Genomic DNA, 18,171 nt, shown 5'->3' with positions numbered 1-18,171 from the left:
TCCAGGGCGGTCGTCAGGGCCTGCGAGCAGTCGTCGGGGCCGCAACCGTCGGTCGCCTGGGGGACATCGCTCCCACCGGCAGCACCACCGGTCCCGGGACCGCCGGGAGCACGGCCGCGACGGTGGACGCCGTCCAGGCCCAGCGGTCCCGGTCGGCCGGGCGGGGCACCGGGCGCCTCAGGGGGCGAAGGGGTCGTGGCTCATGAGGGCGGTCAAGCCGCGTGGCCGGTGCCCGCGCATCGGCGTACGTACTCGGACGGACGGGGGCGGGTCACCCACTTCAACACCCGAACGGACGCGTGTCGGTTGCCCGGCCGGCGGACCGCCGATGGTATGACAGCGGGTCCGCTGCCGCGGGCCCGACTCCCGGTCGCCGCGAGGGAAGGGCCTGCCCATGCCACGGACCGCCACCGCCACACGGATACCCCTCACCCGAGCCGCCGGCGCGGCGGCCGGAGCACTGGCGCTGCTGCTCGGGGCGGTCGGCCCGGCGTCCGCGGGCGGACCGGGCGGCGGCGACGGCGTGGTGCTGCGGTGGCGGGACTGCCCGGACATCACGCAGACCGGGTTCGAGTGCGCGACGGCGAACGTGCCCCTGGACCACACCCGCCCCGGGGACCGCACCATCGAGCTGGCGGTGATCAGGCACCGCGCCGCCGCGCCGGACCGGCGGGTCGGCACGCTGTTCTTCAACCCCGGCGGCCCGGGCAGCCCCGGCACCGTGGGACTGCCGCAGCTGTACGACAGGTTCCCGGAGGAACTGCGGGACCGCTACGACATCGTCAGCTGGGATCCGCGCGGGGTCGGCGAGAGCACGGCCGTACGCTGCTTCGACACCGCCGAGGAGGCCGCCGCCTGGCAGACGAAGGTCCCGCCGTTCCCGGTGGGCGTGCGCGAGCAGCAGGCGTTCGCCGCCGCGTACGCCGACCTCGCGAAGCAGTGCGAGCAGCGCGATCCGCAACTGCTGCGCCATGTCTCGACCGCCGACACCGCCCGCGATCTGGACCTGCTGCGCGCCGCGGTGGGCGAGGAGCAACTGCGGTACTGGGGCGTCTCGTACGGAACACTGCTCGGCGCGACCTACGCGAACCTGTTCCCCGAGCGGGTCGGGCGGCTCGTCCTGGACGGGAACGTGGACCCGCTCGCCTGGCTGGGCGAGGGCGGCACGACGGGCGAGGCCGAAGAGGTGAACACGTTCCTGCGGCTCGGCTCCCACCTCGGTTCGGCCGACACGCTGGCACAGTTCCTCGACCACTGCGGGCGCGCACCCGTGACCGGTTGCGTCTTCTCGGCGGGCACCCCGGCGGCCACCCGCGAAAAGTACGACACTCTGATGCGGCGCCTCGCCGCACGGCCGGCCGGTGACTGGACGTACGCGAGGGCCGTGAGCGAGGTGCGCGGCGGGCTCTACACCGTGCACCCCGGCTGGACCGGTGTCGCGGACCTGCTGGAGGCGCTGTGGTCCGGCCGGCCCCTCCTGGCACCGGGCGTCCCGCCGGGTGGCCCGGCGCGCTACCCGGGCTTCGAGCAGCCGCTCGCGGTGCTGTGCGCGGAGAGCCCCAACCCGCGGTCACCGCTGCGCTACCCCGAGCTGGAGCGGCGGGCGGTGGCGGAGTCCGGGGAGCTGGCCCGCTGGTGGGTGTGGGCCAACGAGCCGTGCGCCACGTGGCCGGCCCGGGCGGCCGACCCGTACACCGGCCCGTGGGACCGGGCGACCGCCCACCCGGTGCTGGTGGTGAACACGACCCACGACCCCTCCACCCCGTACCGGGCGGCCCAGGACATGGTCGAGGAACTGGGTGACGCGCGGCTGCTGACCCTGGACGGTTACGGGCACACCGCGCTGGACAACCCGAGTGCGTGCGTGGGACGGCACGTGGTGCGGTACTTCCTCACCGGCGCGCTGCCGCCGAAGGGCGCGCGGTGCACGCAGGACCTCCCGCCGTTCGCCCCGCCGGCCGAGGCGCCGTCGGTGTCGGAAACGGTGCGGGCGCAGCCCGGGACGCCTGCCGGAGGCCTGCCGCGGGCCGCGACCCCGGGCGGGCCACTGCCGTCGTCGTACGGCGCCTGGCCCCTGGAGGTCGTCGAGGGCCTGCTTCCGCCGCGTACGTGATCAGCGGCGGCGGACGCCGGCCTCCTCCTCGTACTCGCCGAGGACGGTGACCGAGAAGAATGCCTCGGCGAAGACCCTGACGGCGCGCAAGGCGTTGCCGACACGGTGCGGGGGGTGGTGGACGGAGCGGGTGGCAGTGGCACCGCGGCGCGGAGGGCCCTGGTCACCGGCCCGGTCGCCCGGGATGAAGGTCGCTGCGCTCATGTGTCCAGAGTGCGCCGGATCACCCGTTCGGAGCGTCAGCCCTCGGGCCCGACTTCGGGTCCCCACCCGGTCCCCCCTGAGGCGGCCGGCCTCCCCTGCGAGGAGGACCCGGAACCCCGAGAATCCCTGAGGGGCACGGCCGGGAGGGAAACCGTTCGCTCCCGGGGCCTGCGGCCGACTAGAATCTCCCGCTCGCCCCGGCCGCGCTGTCCGCGCTGTCCGCGTCGTCCGCGTCGTCCGGGGGTCCCGCCTCCCTCGCCGGAGCGCCACCGCCCGGACGGAAACCGGCCGGTCAGCCATGCCGTGATCACACGGCATCACCGTCAGCACCAGCCGGAGGCAGCCCCGTGCCCGCGCACGTCCCCGAACCCGCCCCCACGCCCGCGTCCGCGCCCTCGCCCGCCGATGCCGGCCCACTGGACCGCGAACGTGCGCACCTCGCCGCGTCCCGTACCGCCCTGCGGGCCATGCGCGCGGACGTCGAGGCCCTCGACCTCCGCGACGTCACCGCGAACTGGGTCAACGCGCAGATCCTGGAACGCCAGATGGCGGAGCGCGTCAAGGCACTGGCCGACCTCAGCGACACCCCGCTGTTCTTCGGCCGGCTCGACTACCTGCACGCCCCGGGCGCCGAAGGGGCGGAGGGGGCCGAGGGCGAGGTCTTCTACGTGGGTCGCCGCCATGTGCACGACGCCGACGGCGACCCGATGGTGATCGACTGGCGGGCGCCGGTCTCGCAGCCGTTCTACCGGGCGTCCAGGAAGGACCCGATGGACATCGCGCTGCGCCGCCGTTTCGGCTACACCGGTGGCGACCTCACGGCGTACGAGGACGAGCACCTGTCCGACCCGACCGAGGGGGCCGTCACCAGCAAGCTGCTTCAGCAGGAGATCGAGCGCCCGCGCGTCGGCCCGATGCGGGACATCGTCGCCACCATCCAGCCCGAGCAGGACGAGATCGTGCGGTCCGGCCTGTCGGGCAGCGTCTGCGTGCAGGGCGGCCCCGGCACCGGGAAGACCGCCGTCGGCCTGCACCGGGTGGCGTACCTCCTGTACGCCCACCGCGAGCGGCTGGCCCGCACGGGCACGCTGGTCGTCGGGCCGAACCGGTCCTTCCTGCACTACATCGAGCAGGTGCTGCCCGCGCTGGGCGAACTGGCGGTCGGGCAGGCGACGGTGGACGACCTGGTGGCCCATGTCGAGGTGCGCGGGACGGACGACGCGCGGGCCGCGCTCGTCAAGGGCGACGCGAGGATGGCCGAGGTCCTGCGCCGGGCCCTCTACGCGCACGTGACGATGCCCACCGAACCGGTCGTCGTCGTACGCGGCTCACGTCACTGGCGGGTACCGGCGTACGAACTGGAGGAGATCGTCCGCCAGTTGCTCGACCGCGACATCCGCTACGGCGCCGCCCGCGAGGCCCTGCCGCAGCGCGTCGCGCACGCCGTGCTGGTGCGGATGGAGCGTGCCGGGGAGGCGCCGGACGACAGGGTGCAGGACACGGTGGCCCGCAACAGCGCGGTGAAGGCGGCGGTGAAGACGGTCTGGCCGGCCGTCGACCCGGCGAAACTCGTCCTGCGCCTGCTGGCGGACCCGGACTTCCTGGCCGAGCACGCGGCCGGACTGCTGGACGAGGACGAGCAGAAGGCGGTCCTGTGGACGAAGCCGGCGCGGTCGGTGCGGTCCGCGAAGTGGTCGGCGGCCGACGCGGTCCTGATCGACGAGGCCACCGACCTGATCCGGCGCACCCCCTCCCTCGGGCACGTGGTGCTCGACGAGGCGCAGGACCTCTCCCCCATGCAGTACCGGGCGGTGGGCCGGCGCTGCACCACCGGCTCGGCGACCGTCCTCGGCGACCTGGCACAGGGCACCACGCCGTGGGCGACCCGGAGTTGGCAGGAGGCACTGGCCCACCTGGGCAAACGGGAGGCGGTGGTCGAGGAGTTGACCGCGGGTTTCCGCGTCCCGACGGACGTGATCGCGTACGCCTCCCGGCTGCTCCCGCACATCGCGCCCGGGCTGAAGCCGGTGGCGTCGATCCGTGACAACCCGGGCTTCTTCGAGGTCCGCCCGATCACCGGGAGCGGCGAAGTGGTTTCGGCCTGCCGCGAGTTGCTGGGCCACGAGGGCTCGGTCGGCCTGATCGCCGCGGACGCCCGCGTCCCGGAACTGGCCCGGGAACTCACCGCGGCGGGCCTCGGGCACGTCGCGCCCGGCCAGGAGACGACGTACGACACCCGGCTCACCCTGGTCCCGGCGTCACTGGCGAAGGGCCTGGAGTACGACTACGTGGTCCTGGACGAGCCACGCGCGGTCGTCGACGCCGAGCCCGACGAACGCACCGGCCTGCGCCGCCTGTACGTCGCCCTGACCCGAGCGGTCTCGGGCCTGATCGTGACCCACGCGGCCCCACTGCCGGAGCAGTTGCTGAACTGATCCGGTCCGTGGAGCCGGTGTCAGCCCCCGTCCACCACCCGACGCCACTCGGCCACGGCCTCCGCCGAGACGGGCCCGTTCCACCCGTCCGGCCGGGCCGCGCCACCGATGTGGAAGGCACGGATCCCGGCGCCGAGCAGCGTGGGCACCTGCTCCAGCCGCAGCCCGCCGCCCACGAGCAGCTGCTGCTCGTACCCGGGTTCGCCCTGTCCCCCTCGCCGGGCCTCGGCGAGCAGCGTCGGCAGCCCGTCGGCCACACCGCCGGGCGCGCCGGCCGTGAGGTAGGCGTCGAGGCCCGGCAGTCCGTCGAGCTGCTTGCGCAGGGCGGCGCGGTCGGCGGCGCGGTCGATGGCGCGGTGGAAGGTCCAGCGGCAGCCGTCCAGCGCGTCGACCACCCGCTCCACCGCGCCCAGATCCACACCGCCGTCCGCGTCCAGGAACCCGAGGACGAACTCCTCCGCCCCCGCGTCCCGCATCTCCCGTGCCGTGTCCACCAGCCGGCCGAGGTCACCCGCGGCGAACCCGTCCGCCAACCGCAGCATCACCCGCGGCGGGATGTCGACGGCCGCGCGCACGGCGGCGACGGTGCGGGCGGACGGGGTGAGCCCGTCGGCGGCCATGTCGGTGACCAGCTCGAGCCGGTCCGCGCCCCCGGCCTGCGCGGCGACGGCGTCCTCGACGTCGAGGGCGATCACCTCCAGGACTGCACGCTTGCTCATGGGACCCCATTCCTCGGCATCGATCGGCGGCGACTAGAGGTCTAGTCCAATCCACCCTACGCCCGCCACCCGAAGATCCGCGCCCCTGGAGCCCTCGCCGCGCCTCACTCGTCGAAGATGTTCAGCTCCGCCGCCTCCGCTCCGGCCAGCTCGTACGCGGCGCCGTCCACCGGCCGTCCCGCGTAGAGCCGTACGAGCGTCGGCCCGTCCCCGATGTACCGCGCCGGGGGCCGCCGGCCCGAGGTGTCGCCCAGCCGCAGGGGCTCGTCCACGTCGTCGAGGTCGGCGTGCAGCGGAAGGTGCCCCTTCCGACCGGTCACGTAGGCCAGCAGGGAGAACGCGGACGGCAGCCCCGCACCCGCGTACGCGCCGGGCTCCCCGAACGCCTCGCGCACGTCCCCCGCGTGCACCCACTCGCCCAGCGCGAGGACGTCCAGCGCTCCGTCCGCCTTCGCGATCACCGGCCCGGCCTCGGTCATCCCGCGCTCGAGCTCGTCGACGACCTGGGCGTTGGTCCACTCGGCCCGCTCGGCGATGTCCCGGTCGTTGGACGCGGGCGAGAACACCCCTTCCTCGAACCGGCGCTCCAGCACCCGCGTGAACGCGGCCGAGCAGTGCGCCAGCACATCCCGCACCGTCCACCCCGGACACGCCGCCACCGGCAACGCGAAGTCCGCGTCGGGCCTCCTCCGCAGCAACGGGATCAGCGCGTCCCGCTCGACGGTCAGCAGCCGTCCGGGCAGCTCCGGGTCTCGTACGTTCTGCACATCCGCAGGAGTCGTCATGCCACCCACGCTAGTGGCGGCTGCGCCCCCAGGAGGGGAACCGTTGCGGGGCGGGCACGGGAGTCACTCCGTGGCCGGGGCCGGGGCCGGGAGCGCGGCGAGTTCGCCCAGGGTCCGGGCCGCCGGCGCCGGATCGACCAGCCACTTCAGGTGGCTGCCCGCGAGCGTGCGGACGTCGTACGGGTTGTCCGGCGTCAGCTCGTCGCCCTCGCGGATCAGCCGGTCCTGCAGGGCGAGCGGCATGCTCGCGTCGTCGGCCAGGCGGACGAAGGTCTTCGGGACACGCCCCCAGGTCGCCGCCTGCGCCCGGTCGGCGGAGGTGCCGACGTCCAGGTTCTCGTCGGGCTGGAAGGTGTTCAGGAAGGTCAGGAACTCCTCGTCGGTGCCGTCGGCGAGGAAAGCCGCCTTGAGCGCCGCGAGGGCGGCCGGGTCCGCGGTGCGGAAGTTGACGCGGAGCAGGCCGAGCTCGGCGGGGTTCCCGGCCATCGCCAGGCCCAGGGAGGCGGCGTCGACCGCGGCCATCTCCGGCTCGGCGTAGTAGTCGCCGACGTCGAGCGCGACCGGGCACCAGGCCGCGACGTAGACGACGCGGTCGATCAGGTCGGGCCGCGCGTTGGCCGCGGCCGTGGCCGTGACGCCGCCGCGGCTGTGGGCGACGAGGATCACCGGGCCGTTCCGCTTGGCCCGCTCCAGGACCCCGATCAGGTGCGCGGCGTTGTCGGCGAGCGTGACGCCCTTGATCGCACCGGGCGCGGTGGCGAGCCCTTCGGGATCCTACGGCGCCTGGTAGGCGCGGGTGTAGGTCGCCGCGAAGCCGTGGCCGGGCAGGTCGACGGCGACCGAACGGTGCCCGAGCAGGCCGAGTTCGGCCTGGAGCGGCGCGAAGGAGAAGGAGTTCGCGAAGGCTCCGTGGACCAGTACGAACGTCGGTTGCACCTGGCGGCTCACTTTCTGCTTCCTCGCGGCACCCGCGATCTTTTCCGGAAAGCACTCGGGCCGCTCCCGAAGGAACGGCCCCAGGACCTGGTGCAGCCATATGCACCGTGTTTTGTTTGCTACCGCCGATGCTGCCAAGGCCGACGGAAGCGGGCCAAGCCGACGTCACGCCATGTTGACGTCGCTTTTCGGTCAGTGAGCGTGGCTCGCGTGCGCGACGAAGGCGGACCAAGTGGCGGGGTTCACCGTGAGGGTGCCCCGGCCGGTGTCCTTGGAGTCTCGGACGTGGACGGAGGCGGGGAGGGCAGCGACCTCGACGCACTCGCCGCCCGCGCCACCGCTGTAGCTGGACTTGAACCAGTGGAGCGCCTGTGCCTGGGACTGCTCGGTGTTCATAGGTCTCCTTGCAGCAACTTCTCGATGTGACGCACGGATTCGTCAGGGGACAACGCCTGCGCCCGCAGGATTCCATACCGCACGGCGAACCCACGTACGCTTTCCCGCTTGGTGATCACGCGCCCGTTGGCCTGGCTCTCCACATACGCCACTTGCTCACCACCCTCCGGGGTCATCATCGTGAACGGCCCGTCCGCCCCCGCGTGATCGGTGACCCGGGTCGGCATGACCTGAATCTCGACATGGGGGTTCTCGGCGACGAGCAGCACGTGCTCCAACTGACCACGCAGCACGTCCACCCCGCCGAACGGCCGCTCCAGCACGGACTCCTCGATGACGAAGCTGAGCGTCGGCGCGGGCTTCCGCTCATAGAGCTTGTGGCGTGCCATCCGAGCCGCCACCATCTGCTCGATCTCGTCCTCGCGCCGCCGAGGCCTCCACACGGTGAACATGGTCCGCGCGTACTCCTCCGTCTGGAGCAGACCGGGCACGGCCAGCACCGCATACGCGTGGAACTCGACGGCCTCCTCCTCGATCCGCGCCGCGTCACGGAAGAACGCCGGGTACCGCGTGAGCGCCACGGCCCGCTTCATGGCGAGCAGCAACCCACCGCCCTCCAGCAGACTGTCGAGGTTGTCGATGGTCTCCGGCCGTGGAATCCGGCGCCCCTGCTCGATCGCGGCGATCTGCGCCTCGCTGTATCCGAGCCGTGGGGCGAGTGCGGCCTGAGTGAGCCCGGCCCGCTCGCGGAGGATCTTGACCTGCCTGCCGAAGGAACGCAGCAACTCGTCGGCAGGATCCTCATTCCGCGCTGCCTGCTCCGCGACCTGCACCATGGGCTGCCCCTCTCCCTCACCGACAGGCACTCTCGGCATCCCTACAGCAACGCTGTGTAAGGGATTCGTTGCTGGTCACGGTATGCACACAGCGGCACGCTCACTTCCATGACGACAGAAACTCCCCCCATCGAGCGCACCGGCCAATCCTCCGCACACGCCGAAGAGTTCTCTATGTGCTTCACCTCCACCCCGCGAGGCGCCCGTCTGGCCCGTCGGCTCGCTTCCCACCGCCTGGATGCCTGGGGCTTCCCGTACGAGTCCGAGGTGAACGAGACCGTGACGCTCGTCGTGGCCGAGCTCAGCGCCAACGCGGTGACCCACGGCCGCGTCTCCGGCCGCGACTTCCGTCTGAGCCTGACACTGGCCGCCGCGCGTGATCTCGTTCGCGTCGAGGTCACCGACACTCGAGACGACGGCTTCCTCCCGGCCCGGCCCTGCGCTCCTCAGGATCCTGAGGCGGAGGAGGGCCGCGGTCTCTGGCTGGTGTCCTGCCTGACGAGCCGGCTGTCCGTCGAGCCACGCAAAGAAGGAGGACCGGGCAAAACGGTACGGGCCGAGCTGGAGCTCTGTGGCAAAGTTCCCGCGATCCGTGAGGTCGGGAAGAATGGCCGTATGGCCGACACCGACGTCCTGCGCGCCCGTTTCGCCCGTGCTCTGGAGGGGGCTCGGGGTTCCGGGGGCGGGCCCGATCCGGCGCCCTACGCCGACAACCTGCTCGCCCGCTGGCAGGAGCCGCAGCGGCACTACCACACGCTCGCCCACCTCACCGCCGTACTCGATCACGTCGACGAGCTGGAGGCGTACGCGGACGACCCGGACGTCGTGCGGCTCGCGGCCTGGTTCCACGACGCCGTGTATCTGCCCGACCGCTCCGAGAACGAGGAGCGGTCGGCCCGGCTCGCCGAGCGGGCACTGCCCGAGGCCGGGGTTCCGGAGGCGAAGGTCGCCGAGGTGGCGCGGCTGGTGCGGCTCACCGTCACGCACGACCCGGCCGATGACGACCGGGACGGTCAGGTGCTGTGCGACGCCGACCTGGCGATCCTCGCCTCGCCCCCGTCGGCGTACGCCGTCTACACCGCCGCCGTCCGCGCGGAATACCACTTCGTGCCGGGCGACGCCTTCCGCGAGGGCCGGGCCGCCGTACTGCGTCAACTCCTGGCTCTTCCCCGCCTGTTCCGCACCTCTTACGGGCAGGAGCACTGGGAGGCCACCGCCCGATACAACATCGGCGGCGAGCTGGAAATGCTGTCGACCCCGGCACCGCCGCCCTCATAGCCTGCCCCGCATGCGTGCCTCGGGAGCGGAACAGGTGGAGGAAGCCGTCGCGGACTGCGTGGCGGCGCTGGCAGCGGTCCGGGAGTGGGAGGGGGTACGGGCCGGGCGACTGGAGTGGGACTGCCGTGCGACGGCGGTGCACATCGCCTCCGACCTCATCGCGTACGCCGGCCAGTTGGCCGGCCGGGCGCAGGACGCGTACGTGCCCTTCGAGATCACTCCGGACGACGGCACCGACAACGCCGGTCTCCTGACCGTGATCGGAACGACCGGCACCCTGCTCGCCGCCGCGATCCGCACCACCCCACGCGCGGTCCGCGCCTTCCACCCGTACCCCTTCCGGCACGCGAACCGCGAGGGCTTCGCCGCGATGGGCGTGGCCGAGGTGCTGCTGCACACCCACGACATCACCGAAGGTCTGGGCGTACGGTACGAACCACCCACCGAACTTGCCTCGTTCGTCCTCACTCGGATCTTCCCCCACGTCCGCCCGGGACCCACCCCCTGGCAGACCCTGCTGTGGGCGACCGGCCGCGGCGACCTGCCGGGGCGCGAGCCCGTCGGCCAGTGGCGCTGGAGCAACAATCCGGTGCTCCGCAGCGAGCGGCTCGACCTGGAGGGCGTCACGCCCGCGACCGTCGCCGACCTGAGTACGGGCGGTGACGGCGGCTACGAGTGGGTCGGCTCCGCTCCCGCCGACGGGACCCGGGTCGGTGCCGGGTTGATGGTCAAGCAGTACGAGGAAGGGACCTTCCACCCGGAGTGGACCATGTACGTGCTGGTCCGGCGGGAGGACGACCTCGCGCTGGGCGCCATGGGGTTCCACCGTGCTCCGGACGGGGACGGCCGCGTGGAGATCGGCTACGACCTCGTCGAGGGCGCCCGCGGCCACGGCTACGCCACCGAGGCGCTGCGCGCGCTGTCGGCGTGGGCGCTCGCGCAGGACGGTGCACGGACCGTCACCGCCGTCATCGACCGCGCCAACGTGCCCTCGCAGAACGTCGTCACCCGCGCCGGATTCACCCGGGTCACCGAGAACGCGGGCGAGTACGCGGGCGAGTACGTCTACGAAATCCGCCGCTGAACCGCGCCGTCACGCACCGTGCTCTTGCGCACCCGCAGCCCCGCCCCGTACAGCAGCCGCACCACCTCACGGCTGCTGACCTCCACCGCCCCGGCGAGCACGACGTCCGGGTACCGGTGCTGGGGGATGTCGTAGTGGTCGCGTTCGAAGGCGCGGCGGGGGACGCCGAGGGCGGCGGCGAAGGCGTGCAGTTCGTCGTAGGAGACGTCGCTGACCAGGTGGGACCAGAGTCGGCCGTGTCCCGGCCAGGTGGGCGGGTCGATGTACAGGGTCACGTCGAGGCCGCCCCGCCCAGCGAGCCGACCGCCGCGACCTTCACGCCCGCCAGGTGGCACACCCAGTGCGGATCGGGGCCGAGTTCCGGCTCCACCTCCAGCGCGTGCGGGTCGCCGGAGCCGCACACCGGGCACAGCGGCCAGCGGCCGTACCGCTCCAGCAGGGCGTCCTGCACGTCCTGGGCGACCAGACCGGCGACGAACCCGGCGCCCTCCGGCCACTGCTCGACCCACCAGCGTCGGTGCGCGACGGACTCCTCGACGAGCGAGACGACGTCCGCCTCGGCGACCTCCTGCGCGACCAGGTCCGCGAGCACGAGCGCGCGGGCCGCGTGCAACGCCTGCTCCAGGGAGCTGACAGGGCCGACGGGGGTGTCGTCGGGATCGCCGGGATCGTCATGGGAGGCCATGCCCCCATTGTGCGCACCCTTGACCGCACCACCGAAACGAAAATATCTTTCAAGGGTGACCCAGGACGTGAAGGAAATTTTCGCTCCGCCCGCCCCCGCCGCCCTCGCGGCCAAGGTGCGCACGCTGGCTCCCTCGATGACCCGTTCCATGCAACGGGTCGCCGAGGCCGTCGCGGGCGACCCGGCCGGCTGCGCGGCCCTCACGGTCACCGGCCTCGCCGAGCTCACCGGCACCAGCGAGGCCACCGTCGTCCGCACCGCCCGCCTGCTCGGCTACCCCGGCTACCGCGACCTGCGGCTCGCCCTCGCCGGGCTCGCCGCCCAGCAGCAGTCCGGCCGCGCGCCCTCCATCACGACCGACATCGCGGTGGACGACCCCATCGCCGACGTCGTCGCCAAGCTCGCCTACGACGAACAGCAGACCCTCGCCGACACCGCGGCCGGACTGGACACCGTCCAGCTCGGCGCGGCCGTCGCGGCGCTGGCCGGCGCCCGCCGGACGGACGTGTACGGCATCGGCGCCTCCGGCCTGGTCGCCCAGGACCTCACCCAGAAGCTGCTGCGCATAGGCCTGATAGCCCACGCCCCCGGCGACCCACACCTCGCCGTCACCAACGCGGTGCAGCTGCGCGCCGGTGACGTGGCCGTCGCGATCACGCACTCCGGGTCGACGGGGGACGTCATCGAACCGCTGCGGGTGGCCTTCGAGCGCGGGGCGACGACGATCGCGGTGACCGGCCGCCCGAACGGTCCCGTCACCCAGTACGCCGACCACGTACTGACCACGTCCACGGCCCGCGAGAGCGAACTGCGCCCGGCCGCGATGTCGTCCCGGACCAGTCAACTCCTGGTGGTGGACTGCCTGTTCGTCGGCATCGCCCAGCGCACCTACGAGTCGGCGGCCCCGGCTCTGTCCGCGTCGTACGAGGCCCTGGCCCACCGGCACCGGAGCGGTCCGCGGTAGCGGACGGGGGCTCGGGGGACACGGCGGGGCCGAGCACGCCCCACCACGGTTCCGGCACCGGCCGGAGACACCGGACACGGACACCGCACACAGACCACCGGACACAGACCACCGGACACAGACCACCGGACACAGACCACCGGAGAGAACCGTTCCATGACCCACACGTCCGAACCCCGTGGTCTCCGCGCCGAGTTGGAGACTCTGACCACCGAGGCGTTCCGTCCAGAGCTGGCGGACGTCGACCGGCTGCCCACCCTCGACATCGCCCGGCTGATGAACGGCGAGGACGCCACCGTGGCCGGTGCCGTGGCCGAGCAGCTGCCGCGGATCGCCGCCGCGATCGACGCCATCGCCGACCGGATGGCCCGGGGCGGCCGGCTGGTCTACGCGGGCGCGGGCACCGCCGGTCGGCTCGGCATCCTGGACGCCTCCGAGTGCCCGCCGACCTTCAACACCGACCCCGCCAGGGTCGTCGGCCTGATCGCGGGCGGCCCCGGCGCCGTGGTGACCTCGGTCGAGGGCGCCGAGGACTCGGCGGAGCTGGCCGCGTCCGACCTGGCCGCGCTGGGGCTGACCCCCGACGACTCGGTGGTCGGCGTCTCCGCCTCCGGGCGCACCCCGTACGCCGTCGGCGCCGTCACCCACGCCCGCGCGCGGGGCGCGCTGACCGTGGGCCTCGCCTGCAACCCGGGCAGCCCGCTCGCCGCGGCGGCCGAGCACGGCGTCGAGGTGGTCGTCGGCCCGGAACTCCTCACCGGCTCCACCCGCCTCAAGGCCGGCACCGCCCAGAAACTCGTCCTGAACATGGTCTCGACGATCACGATGATCCGACTGGGCAAGACGTACGGGAACCTGATGGTCGACGTCCGCGCCTCCAACGAGAAGCTGCGCGCCCGCTCCCGCCGCATCGTCGCCCTCGCCACCGGCGCGGCGGACGCCGACATCGAACGCGCCCTGGCCGCCACGGACGGCGAGGTCAAGCACGCCATCCTGGTCCTGCTCGCCGACGTGGACGGCCCGACGGCCGCCCGCCTGCTGACCGAGGCGAACGGTCACCTGCGCGCGGCGCTGGCGAAGGCGGGCGGTCAGGAATCCGCGGAGGCCGGACCGGCGGCGGAAGGCTGATCGGTTCGGCCGCCCGGGAGCAGGGTGAGGCCGCACAGGCCGCCGACCAGCCAGCTCACCACCGCCCATCCGCCCTGGCCGAGGCCCAGCGTCACGACGAACGCGACGAGCGACGCCGTGAGAACGGCGACGGCAGCACGCCGCAGTCCGGTGCCGGCGTCCCACTCACGGCGCAGCACGCCGGAACGCCGCCACATCGTCCACAAGGCGACACCGGCGACCAGCGCCTGACACACGACGAACCAGGCGGGCACCGGGGGCAGCCCGTCCAGCCCCGCCTCACCACGCCACAGTTCCAGGAGCCCTGCCCCCAGGACGAACGGACCGATCAGGCCGAACACCCCCGCCACGGCGCGCACGAAGCCGACGCCCACGACCGACGCGCCGGCGCCGCCGAACGGCGTGGCCGCGCGGGACATCGCGTGGAAGCGGCGGGCCGCCCCCCGGAAATCCGTCGCGACGATCCAGCCGAAGGCGGTCGCGAACACCCCCAGGCCACCAAGAACATCGCGCCACTCCCCTCGCCTGACATCCGTCTCGGCCAGTGCCGACATCGGATGTGTTCGGGCATGGTAAGCGGGGGCCACAGGCGTTCGACATGCCGGATCCCGGCAATATCCCAGCTCCTCGGATGCCGGAACGCGTACGCGGCGGACGGCTGGATCCATACCATCCCCGCGGTTCGTCCAGGCCGCGAACGCCCGGAGCGACCACTCCGCAAGACGGCGACCGTCCCCGGTGAACACTGGGATACTGGCCCCACCCCCACACGGAGACGAAGCACATGAACCACGCGCAGCTCACCGCCCTGGGCCGCGCCCTGCGCGTCCTCGGCGAGCACGGCGAGGCGCTGGCCGCCGACACGCCGGACGCCAAGCTGCACGAGGTGCGGGCCGACCTGAAACGCGCGCTGGACCGGCTGGAGGAGAGCGTCGAGACGGCCGCGCCCAGCACCCGCTGCCCCGAGCACCCGACCGGGCCGGTCGACGAGAGCGCCCCCGACCTGTGCCTGTTGTGCGAGACCCGGCGCCGGACCGCTCGCCGCGCCGAGTTCAACGGACCGGCGCCCCACCACCCGCCCACCGAACCCGTCCCGTCCCGGTACGGGATGCACGGCGACCGCCCCCAGCCGCAGCAGCGCTGGCTGCCGGAGCTGTGGAACGGTCAGGCGTGGCAGCTGTGCGGCACCCCGCGCCGGGACCGGCGCGAGGCCGAGCTGTACATCGCGGCGCAGCGGCGCGGGCCCCGGCCCGCCATGGCGTACCGGGTCGTGCACGAGTTCACCGACTACGAGGTGCTGCGCGTGTGGGGGACGCCGGTCCGGGCCGACATCGAGCCGTTGGGCGGCCCGTAGCCGACGGGGCCCGCAGCTCAGCTCAGTGTCTGCAGCGACGCCGCGTCGTACGGCTCGAGCTCGTCGAAGCGTCCGCCGAGGACCTTCGCCGCCCAGTCCGGGTCCTGGAGCACCGCACGCCCCACGGCGACGAGATCGAACTCGTCACGCTCCAGCCGGTCGAGCAGGTTGTCGAGGCTGCCCAGTTCGGCGCCCTTCCCCCGGAACGCGTCCTGGAAGTCCCCGTTCAGGCCGACCGAACCGACCGTGATGGCGGGCCTGCCGGTCAGCTTCTTCGTCCAGCCGGCCAGGTTCAGGTCCGAGCCCTCGAACTCCGGGAGCCAGTAACGGCGGGTGGAGGCGTGGAAGGCGTCGACACCGGCCGCCGCGAGCGGGGCGAGGATCGCCTCCAGCTCCTCGGGGGTCTCGGCGAGACGGGAGTCGTAGGCGTCCTGCTTCCACTGGGAGTACCGGAAGATGACCGGGAACCCGGGCGAGACCCGCTCGCGGACCGCCGCGACGATCTCCGTCGCGAACCTCGCCCGCGCCACCGGGTCGCCGCCGTAGGCGTCGGTACGGCGGTTGGTGCCCGCCCACAGGAACTGGTCGATCAGGTAGCCATGGGCGCCGTGCAGCTCCACGCCGTCGAAGCCGATGCGCTCGGCGTCCGCCGCGGCCTGCGCGAACGCCTCGACCACCGCGTCGATGTCGGCCTGCGTCATGGCCTTGCCGGTGCCCTCGGTGCCGTCGGTGCGCACGCCGGACGGACCGACCGCCGGGGCCTGCGGATACGGCGCCTGCCCCTGCTTGCGGACCATCCCGATGTGCCACAGCTGCGGCACGATCGTGCCGCCCGCCGCGTGCACCGCCTCGGCGACCTTCGTCCAGCCGGCCAGCTGCTCCTCGCCGTGGAACCGCGGCACCCGGTCGCTCAGCCCGGCCGACTCGTGCCCCACGTAGGTGCCCTCGGTGACGATCAGTCCGACACCGGCGGCGGCCCGCCGGGCGTAGTACGACACCACGTCCTCACCGGGAACACCGCCCGGCGAGAACATCCGGGTCATCGGCGCCATCGCGATGCGGTTCGGCACGGTGAGGCCGTTGATGGAGACCGGGCGGGACAGGATCCCCGAGGCTCGGGCGGCGGCGGTGGAGGCGGTGACGGTCATGGGGGGGCTCCTCGTTGGATGTACCAGTCGGTATGTGCGCGTGCATCAATCGCACTCCACCCCCAACCACCAAGCCCCGAAGGGCATTCCATCCACCGGCACACCCGCCTGTGACCCCGGCCACACCCGCACTGAAGCTCAGGCACCGGGCCGATCCCGCACACGAGGAACACGGAAACCCGGAAACTTTGAAACCCGGAAACGCCCGAGGGCGGCACCCCCTGTCGGAAACAGGGGGTGCCGCCCTCGGTACTGACGGACCGGGTCCGAACCTGAGGTGAGTCAGGCTCAGAAGTCCATGTCACCGCCCGGCATGCCGCCCGGAGCGGCCGCGGCGGCCTTCTCCGGCTTGTCGGCGATGACGGCCTCGGTGGTGAGGAACAGCGCGGCGATCGACGCGGCGTTCTGCAGCGCGGAGCGCGTCACCTTGGCCGGGTCGATGATGCCTTCCTTGACCAGGTCGACGTAGTCGCCGGTCGCGGCGTTCAGGCCGTGACCCGGGGTCAGGTTGCGCACCTTCTCCACCACGACGCCGCCCTCGAGGCCGGCGTTGACGGCGATCTGCTTCAGCGGGGCCTCGAGCGCGAGCTTCACGGCGTTGGCGCCGGTCGCCTCGTCACCCTCGAGCTCCAGCTTCTCGAACACCTGGGAGGCCTGGAGCAGGGCCACGCCACCACCGGCGACGATGCCCTCCTCGACGGCCGCCTTCGCGTTGCGAACGGCGTCCTCGATGCGGTGCTTGCGCTCCTTGAGCTCGACCTCGGTGGCGGCACCGGCCTTGATGACCGCGACACCGCCGGCGAGCTTCGCCAGGCGCTCCTGCAGCTTCTCGCGGTCGTAGTCCGAGTCGCTGTTCTCGATCTCGGCGCGGATCTGGTTCACGCGGCCCTGGACCTGCTCCGAGGAGCCGGCACCGTCGACGATGGTGGTCTCGTCCTTGGTGATGACGACCTTGCGGGCCTTGCCGAGCAGGTCGAGGCTGGTGTTCTCCAGCTTGAGGCCGACCTCCTCGGAGATGACCTCGCCGCCCGTGAGGATGGCGATGTCGTTGAGCATGGCCTTGCGGCGGTCGCCGAAGCCCGGGGCCTTGACGGCGACGGACTTGAAGGTGCCGCGGATCTTGTTGACGACCAGGGTCGACAGGGCCTCGCCCTCGACGTCCTCGGCGATGATCAGCAGCGGCTTGCCCGACTGCATGACCTTCTCCAGGAGCGGCAGCAGGTCCTTGACATTGCCGATCTTGGAGTTGGCGATCAGGATGTACGGGTCGTCGAGCGACGCCTCCATACGCTCCATGTCGGTGGCGAAGTACGCCGAGATGTAGCCCTTGTCGAAGCGCATACCCTCGGTGAGCTCCAGCTCCAGACCGAAGGTCTGGGACTCCTCGACGGTGATGACGCCTTCCTTGCCGACCTTGTCCATGGCCTCGGCGATGAGCTCGCCGATCTGGGTGTCGGCGGCGGAGATGGAGGCCGTGGAGGCGATCTGCTCCTTGGTCTCGACGTCCTTCGCCTGCTCCAGCAGGGCACCGGAGACGGCCTCGACGGCCTTCTCGATACCGCGCTTGAGGGCCATCGGGTTGGCGCCGGCGGCTACGTTGCGCAGGCCCTCCTTGACCAGGGCCTGGGCGAGGACGGTCGCGGTGGTCGTACCGTCACCGGCGACGTCGTCCGTCTTCTTGGCGACTTCCTTGACCAGCTCGGCGCCGATCTTCTCGTACGGGTCCTCGAGCTCGATCTCCTTGGCGATGGACACACCATCGTTGGTGATCGTGGGAGCGCCCCACTTCTTCTCGAGGACGACGTTGCGGCCCTTGGGGCCGAGCGTCACCTTGACGGCGTCCGCGAGCTGGTTCATGCCGCGCTCGAGGCCGCGCCGCGCCTCCTCGTCGAACGCGATGATCTTGGCCATGTGAAGTGGTCCCTCCAGGACTGGGGGTGATTACTTCGGACCGCGCCCGCGCCCGCGACGGACGGCTCACAGAACCGGTGGTTCCTTGCCCCACCGGCCTGCGGGCCTCACCGACCCGGTCCTTACGTTGTCACTCTCACCTTCAGAGTGCTAACGCCAATGATTAGCACTCGACCCATGCGAGTGCAAGCGCCC

Annotated in this window: 17 protein-coding genes and 2 pseudogenes; 8 read left to right on the top strand and 11 right to left on the bottom strand. The window is 72.5% G+C overall.

Annotated elements, in window-relative coordinates; genetic code table 11:
- Positions 1-394 precede the first annotated feature (394 nt).
- On the top strand, positions 395-2,113 hold the full coding sequence (locus DIZ27_RS17330; RefSeq protein ID WP_181383565.1) for an alpha/beta hydrolase: 1,719 nt from the start codon (positions 395-397) through the stop codon (positions 2,111-2,113).
- Here the strand turns inward: DIZ27_RS17330 and DIZ27_RS17325 are convergent, their stop codons facing one another.
- Entirely contained in the window at positions 2,114-2,317 is a 204-nt protein-coding gene (locus DIZ27_RS17325; RefSeq protein WP_109379315.1) for a hypothetical protein, read from the bottom strand.
- Positions 2,318-2,664: 347 nt separating this feature from the next.
- On the opposite strand from DIZ27_RS17325, the gene DIZ27_RS17320 reads away from it, so the two are divergent.
- A complete protein-coding gene (locus tag DIZ27_RS17320) occupies positions 2,665-4,752 on the top strand; it encodes an ATP-binding domain-containing protein (RefSeq protein WP_181383564.1) in 2,088 nt (695 codons plus the stop codon).
- A 20-nt stretch (positions 4,753-4,772) separates the two neighbouring features.
- Here DIZ27_RS17320 and DIZ27_RS17315 read toward each other — a convergent pair whose 3' ends face one another.
- From DIZ27_RS17315 to DIZ27_RS17295, 5 genes and pseudogenes are all read right to left on the bottom strand, one after another.
- On the bottom strand, positions 4,773-5,471 hold the full coding sequence (locus DIZ27_RS17315; protein ID WP_109379314.1) for a copper homeostasis protein CutC: 699 nt from the start codon (positions 5,469-5,471) through the stop codon (positions 4,773-4,775).
- A gap of 104 nt (positions 5,472-5,575) precedes the next feature.
- Entirely contained in the window at positions 5,576-6,256 is a 681-nt protein-coding gene (locus tag DIZ27_RS17310; protein WP_109379313.1) for a maleylpyruvate isomerase family mycothiol-dependent enzyme, read from the bottom strand.
- Positions 6,257-6,319: 63 nt separating this feature from the next.
- Positions 6,320-7,204, bottom strand: a pseudogene (locus DIZ27_RS17305) (alpha/beta fold hydrolase).
- Between the two features lie 180 nt (positions 7,205-7,384).
- On the bottom strand, positions 7,385-7,588 hold the full coding sequence (locus DIZ27_RS17300) for a DUF397 domain-containing protein (protein WP_109379312.1): 204 nt from the start codon (positions 7,586-7,588) through the stop codon (positions 7,385-7,387).
- Positions 7,585-8,424 (bottom strand): helix-turn-helix transcriptional regulator, encoded by an 840-nt coding sequence (locus tag DIZ27_RS17295; RefSeq protein WP_109379311.1) that lies wholly within the window; start codon positions 8,422-8,424, stop codon positions 7,585-7,587. Before DIZ27_RS17295 ends, DIZ27_RS17300 begins: the two co-directional genes overlap by 4 nt.
- Positions 8,425-8,532: 108 nt before the next feature.
- On the opposite strand from DIZ27_RS17295, the pseudogene DIZ27_RS47125 reads away from it, so the two are divergent.
- From DIZ27_RS47125 to DIZ27_RS17285, 3 genes and pseudogenes are all read left to right on the top strand, one after another.
- Positions 8,533-8,967: pseudogene (locus DIZ27_RS47125) on the top strand (ATP-binding protein); the annotation flags it as partial.
- Positions 8,968-9,039: 72 nt separating this feature from the next.
- Complete coding sequence (locus DIZ27_RS47120; RefSeq protein ID WP_258308426.1) at positions 9,040-9,702, top strand: hypothetical protein; 663 nt, start codon at positions 9,040-9,042, stop codon at positions 9,700-9,702.
- Between the two features lie 10 nt (positions 9,703-9,712).
- Positions 9,713-10,786 (top strand): GNAT family N-acetyltransferase, encoded by a 1,074-nt coding sequence (locus DIZ27_RS17285; RefSeq protein ID WP_375231979.1) that lies wholly within the window; start codon positions 9,713-9,715, stop codon positions 10,784-10,786.
- On the opposite strand, the gene DIZ27_RS17280 is transcribed toward DIZ27_RS17285, so the two are convergent.
- Both DIZ27_RS17280 and DIZ27_RS17275 read right to left on the bottom strand, forming a co-directional pair.
- Positions 10,768-11,061, bottom strand: a complete 294-nt coding sequence (locus DIZ27_RS17280; RefSeq protein WP_109379308.1) for a DUF4031 domain-containing protein — start codon at positions 11,059-11,061, stop codon at positions 10,768-10,770. The two genes, DIZ27_RS17285 and DIZ27_RS17280, sit on opposite strands and share 19 nt — an antisense overlap.
- Positions 11,058-11,471: a hypothetical protein gene (locus DIZ27_RS17275; protein ID WP_109379307.1), complete on the bottom strand. Its 414-nt coding sequence runs from the start codon at positions 11,469-11,471 to the stop codon at positions 11,058-11,060. The genes DIZ27_RS17280 and DIZ27_RS17275 overlap by 4 nt, the downstream gene beginning before the upstream one ends.
- Before the next feature lie 55 nt (positions 11,472-11,526).
- On the opposite strand from DIZ27_RS17275, the gene DIZ27_RS17270 reads away from it, so the two are divergent.
- Both DIZ27_RS17270 and murQ read left to right on the top strand, forming a co-directional pair.
- Entirely contained in the window at positions 11,527-12,435 is a 909-nt protein-coding gene (locus DIZ27_RS17270) for a MurR/RpiR family transcriptional regulator (RefSeq protein ID WP_109379306.1), read from the top strand.
- 156 nt (positions 12,436-12,591) lie between these two features.
- Positions 12,592-13,563, top strand: a complete 972-nt coding sequence (gene murQ, locus DIZ27_RS17265) for an N-acetylmuramic acid 6-phosphate etherase (RefSeq protein WP_109379305.1) — start codon at positions 12,592-12,594, stop codon at positions 13,561-13,563.
- On the opposite strand, the gene DIZ27_RS17260 is transcribed toward murQ, so the two are convergent.
- Positions 13,524-14,051, bottom strand: a complete 528-nt coding sequence (locus tag DIZ27_RS17260; protein WP_258308416.1) for a hypothetical protein — start codon at positions 14,049-14,051, stop codon at positions 13,524-13,526. The genes murQ and DIZ27_RS17260 overlap by 40 nt on opposite strands.
- 296 nt (positions 14,052-14,347) lie before the next feature.
- Here DIZ27_RS17260 and DIZ27_RS17255 point away from each other — a divergent pair, with 296 nt between their 5' ends.
- Positions 14,348-14,917 (top strand): hypothetical protein, encoded by a 570-nt coding sequence (locus DIZ27_RS17255; RefSeq protein ID WP_109379304.1) that lies wholly within the window; start codon positions 14,348-14,350, stop codon positions 14,915-14,917.
- A gap of 17 nt (positions 14,918-14,934) precedes the next feature.
- Here the strand turns inward: DIZ27_RS17255 and DIZ27_RS17250 are convergent, their stop codons facing one another.
- Positions 14,935-16,065: an NADH:flavin oxidoreductase gene (locus DIZ27_RS17250; protein WP_109379303.1), complete on the bottom strand. Its 1,131-nt coding sequence runs from the start codon at positions 16,063-16,065 to the stop codon at positions 14,935-14,937.
- A 288-nt stretch (positions 16,066-16,353) separates the two neighbouring features.
- Positions 16,354-17,976, bottom strand: a complete 1,623-nt coding sequence (gene groL / locus DIZ27_RS17245) for a chaperonin GroEL (RefSeq protein WP_109379302.1) — start codon at positions 17,974-17,976, stop codon at positions 16,354-16,356.
- Positions 17,977-18,171: the final 195 nt, after the last annotated feature.

The sequence above is a fragment of the Streptomyces sp. NWU339 genome, from assembly GCF_003143855.1.
In the GTDB taxonomy this organism is placed as follows: domain Bacteria; phylum Actinomycetota; class Actinomycetes; order Streptomycetales; family Streptomycetaceae; genus Streptomyces.
This window is presented reverse-complemented; position numbering and strand designations above follow the sequence as displayed.

Bases quoted from the DNA above. Each gene is read 5' to 3' on its own strand.
- DIZ27_RS17255 (WP_109379304.1), top strand. From the start codon at position 14,348: ATGAACCACGCGCAGCTCACCGCCCTGGGCCGCGCCCTGCGCGTCCTC.
- DIZ27_RS17285 (WP_375231979.1), top strand. From the start codon at position 9,713: ATGCGTGCCTCGGGAGCGGAACAGGTGGAGGAAGCCGTCGCGGACTGC.
- DIZ27_RS17310 (WP_109379313.1), bottom strand. From the start codon at position 6,256: ATGACGACTCCTGCGGATGTGCAGAACGTACGAGACCCGGAGCTGCCC.
- DIZ27_RS17275 (WP_109379307.1), bottom strand. From the start codon at position 11,471: ATGGCCTCCCATGACGATCCCGGCGATCCCGACGACACCCCCGTCGGC.
- DIZ27_RS17325 (WP_109379315.1), bottom strand. From the start codon at position 2,317: ATGAGCGCAGCGACCTTCATCCCGGGCGACCGGGCCGGTGACCAGGGC.
- DIZ27_RS47120 (WP_258308426.1), top strand. From the start codon at position 9,040: ATGGCCGACACCGACGTCCTGCGCGCCCGTTTCGCCCGTGCTCTGGAG.
- DIZ27_RS17295 (WP_109379311.1), bottom strand. From the start codon at position 8,424: ATGGTGCAGGTCGCGGAGCAGGCAGCGCGGAATGAGGATCCTGCCGAC.
- DIZ27_RS17315 (WP_109379314.1), bottom strand. From the start codon at position 5,471: ATGAGCAAGCGTGCAGTCCTGGAGGTGATCGCCCTCGACGTCGAGGAC.
- murQ (WP_109379305.1), top strand. From the start codon at position 12,592: ATGACCCACACGTCCGAACCCCGTGGTCTCCGCGCCGAGTTGGAGACT.
- groL (WP_109379302.1), bottom strand. From the start codon at position 17,976: ATGGCCAAGATCATCGCGTTCGACGAGGAGGCGCGGCGCGGCCTCGAG.
- DIZ27_RS17330 (WP_181383565.1), top strand. From the start codon at position 395: ATGCCACGGACCGCCACCGCCACACGGATACCCCTCACCCGAGCCGCC.
- DIZ27_RS17300 (WP_109379312.1), bottom strand. From the start codon at position 7,588: ATGAACACCGAGCAGTCCCAGGCACAGGCGCTCCACTGGTTCAAGTCC.
- DIZ27_RS17250 (WP_109379303.1), bottom strand. From the start codon at position 16,065: ATGACCGTCACCGCCTCCACCGCCGCCGCCCGAGCCTCGGGGATCCTG.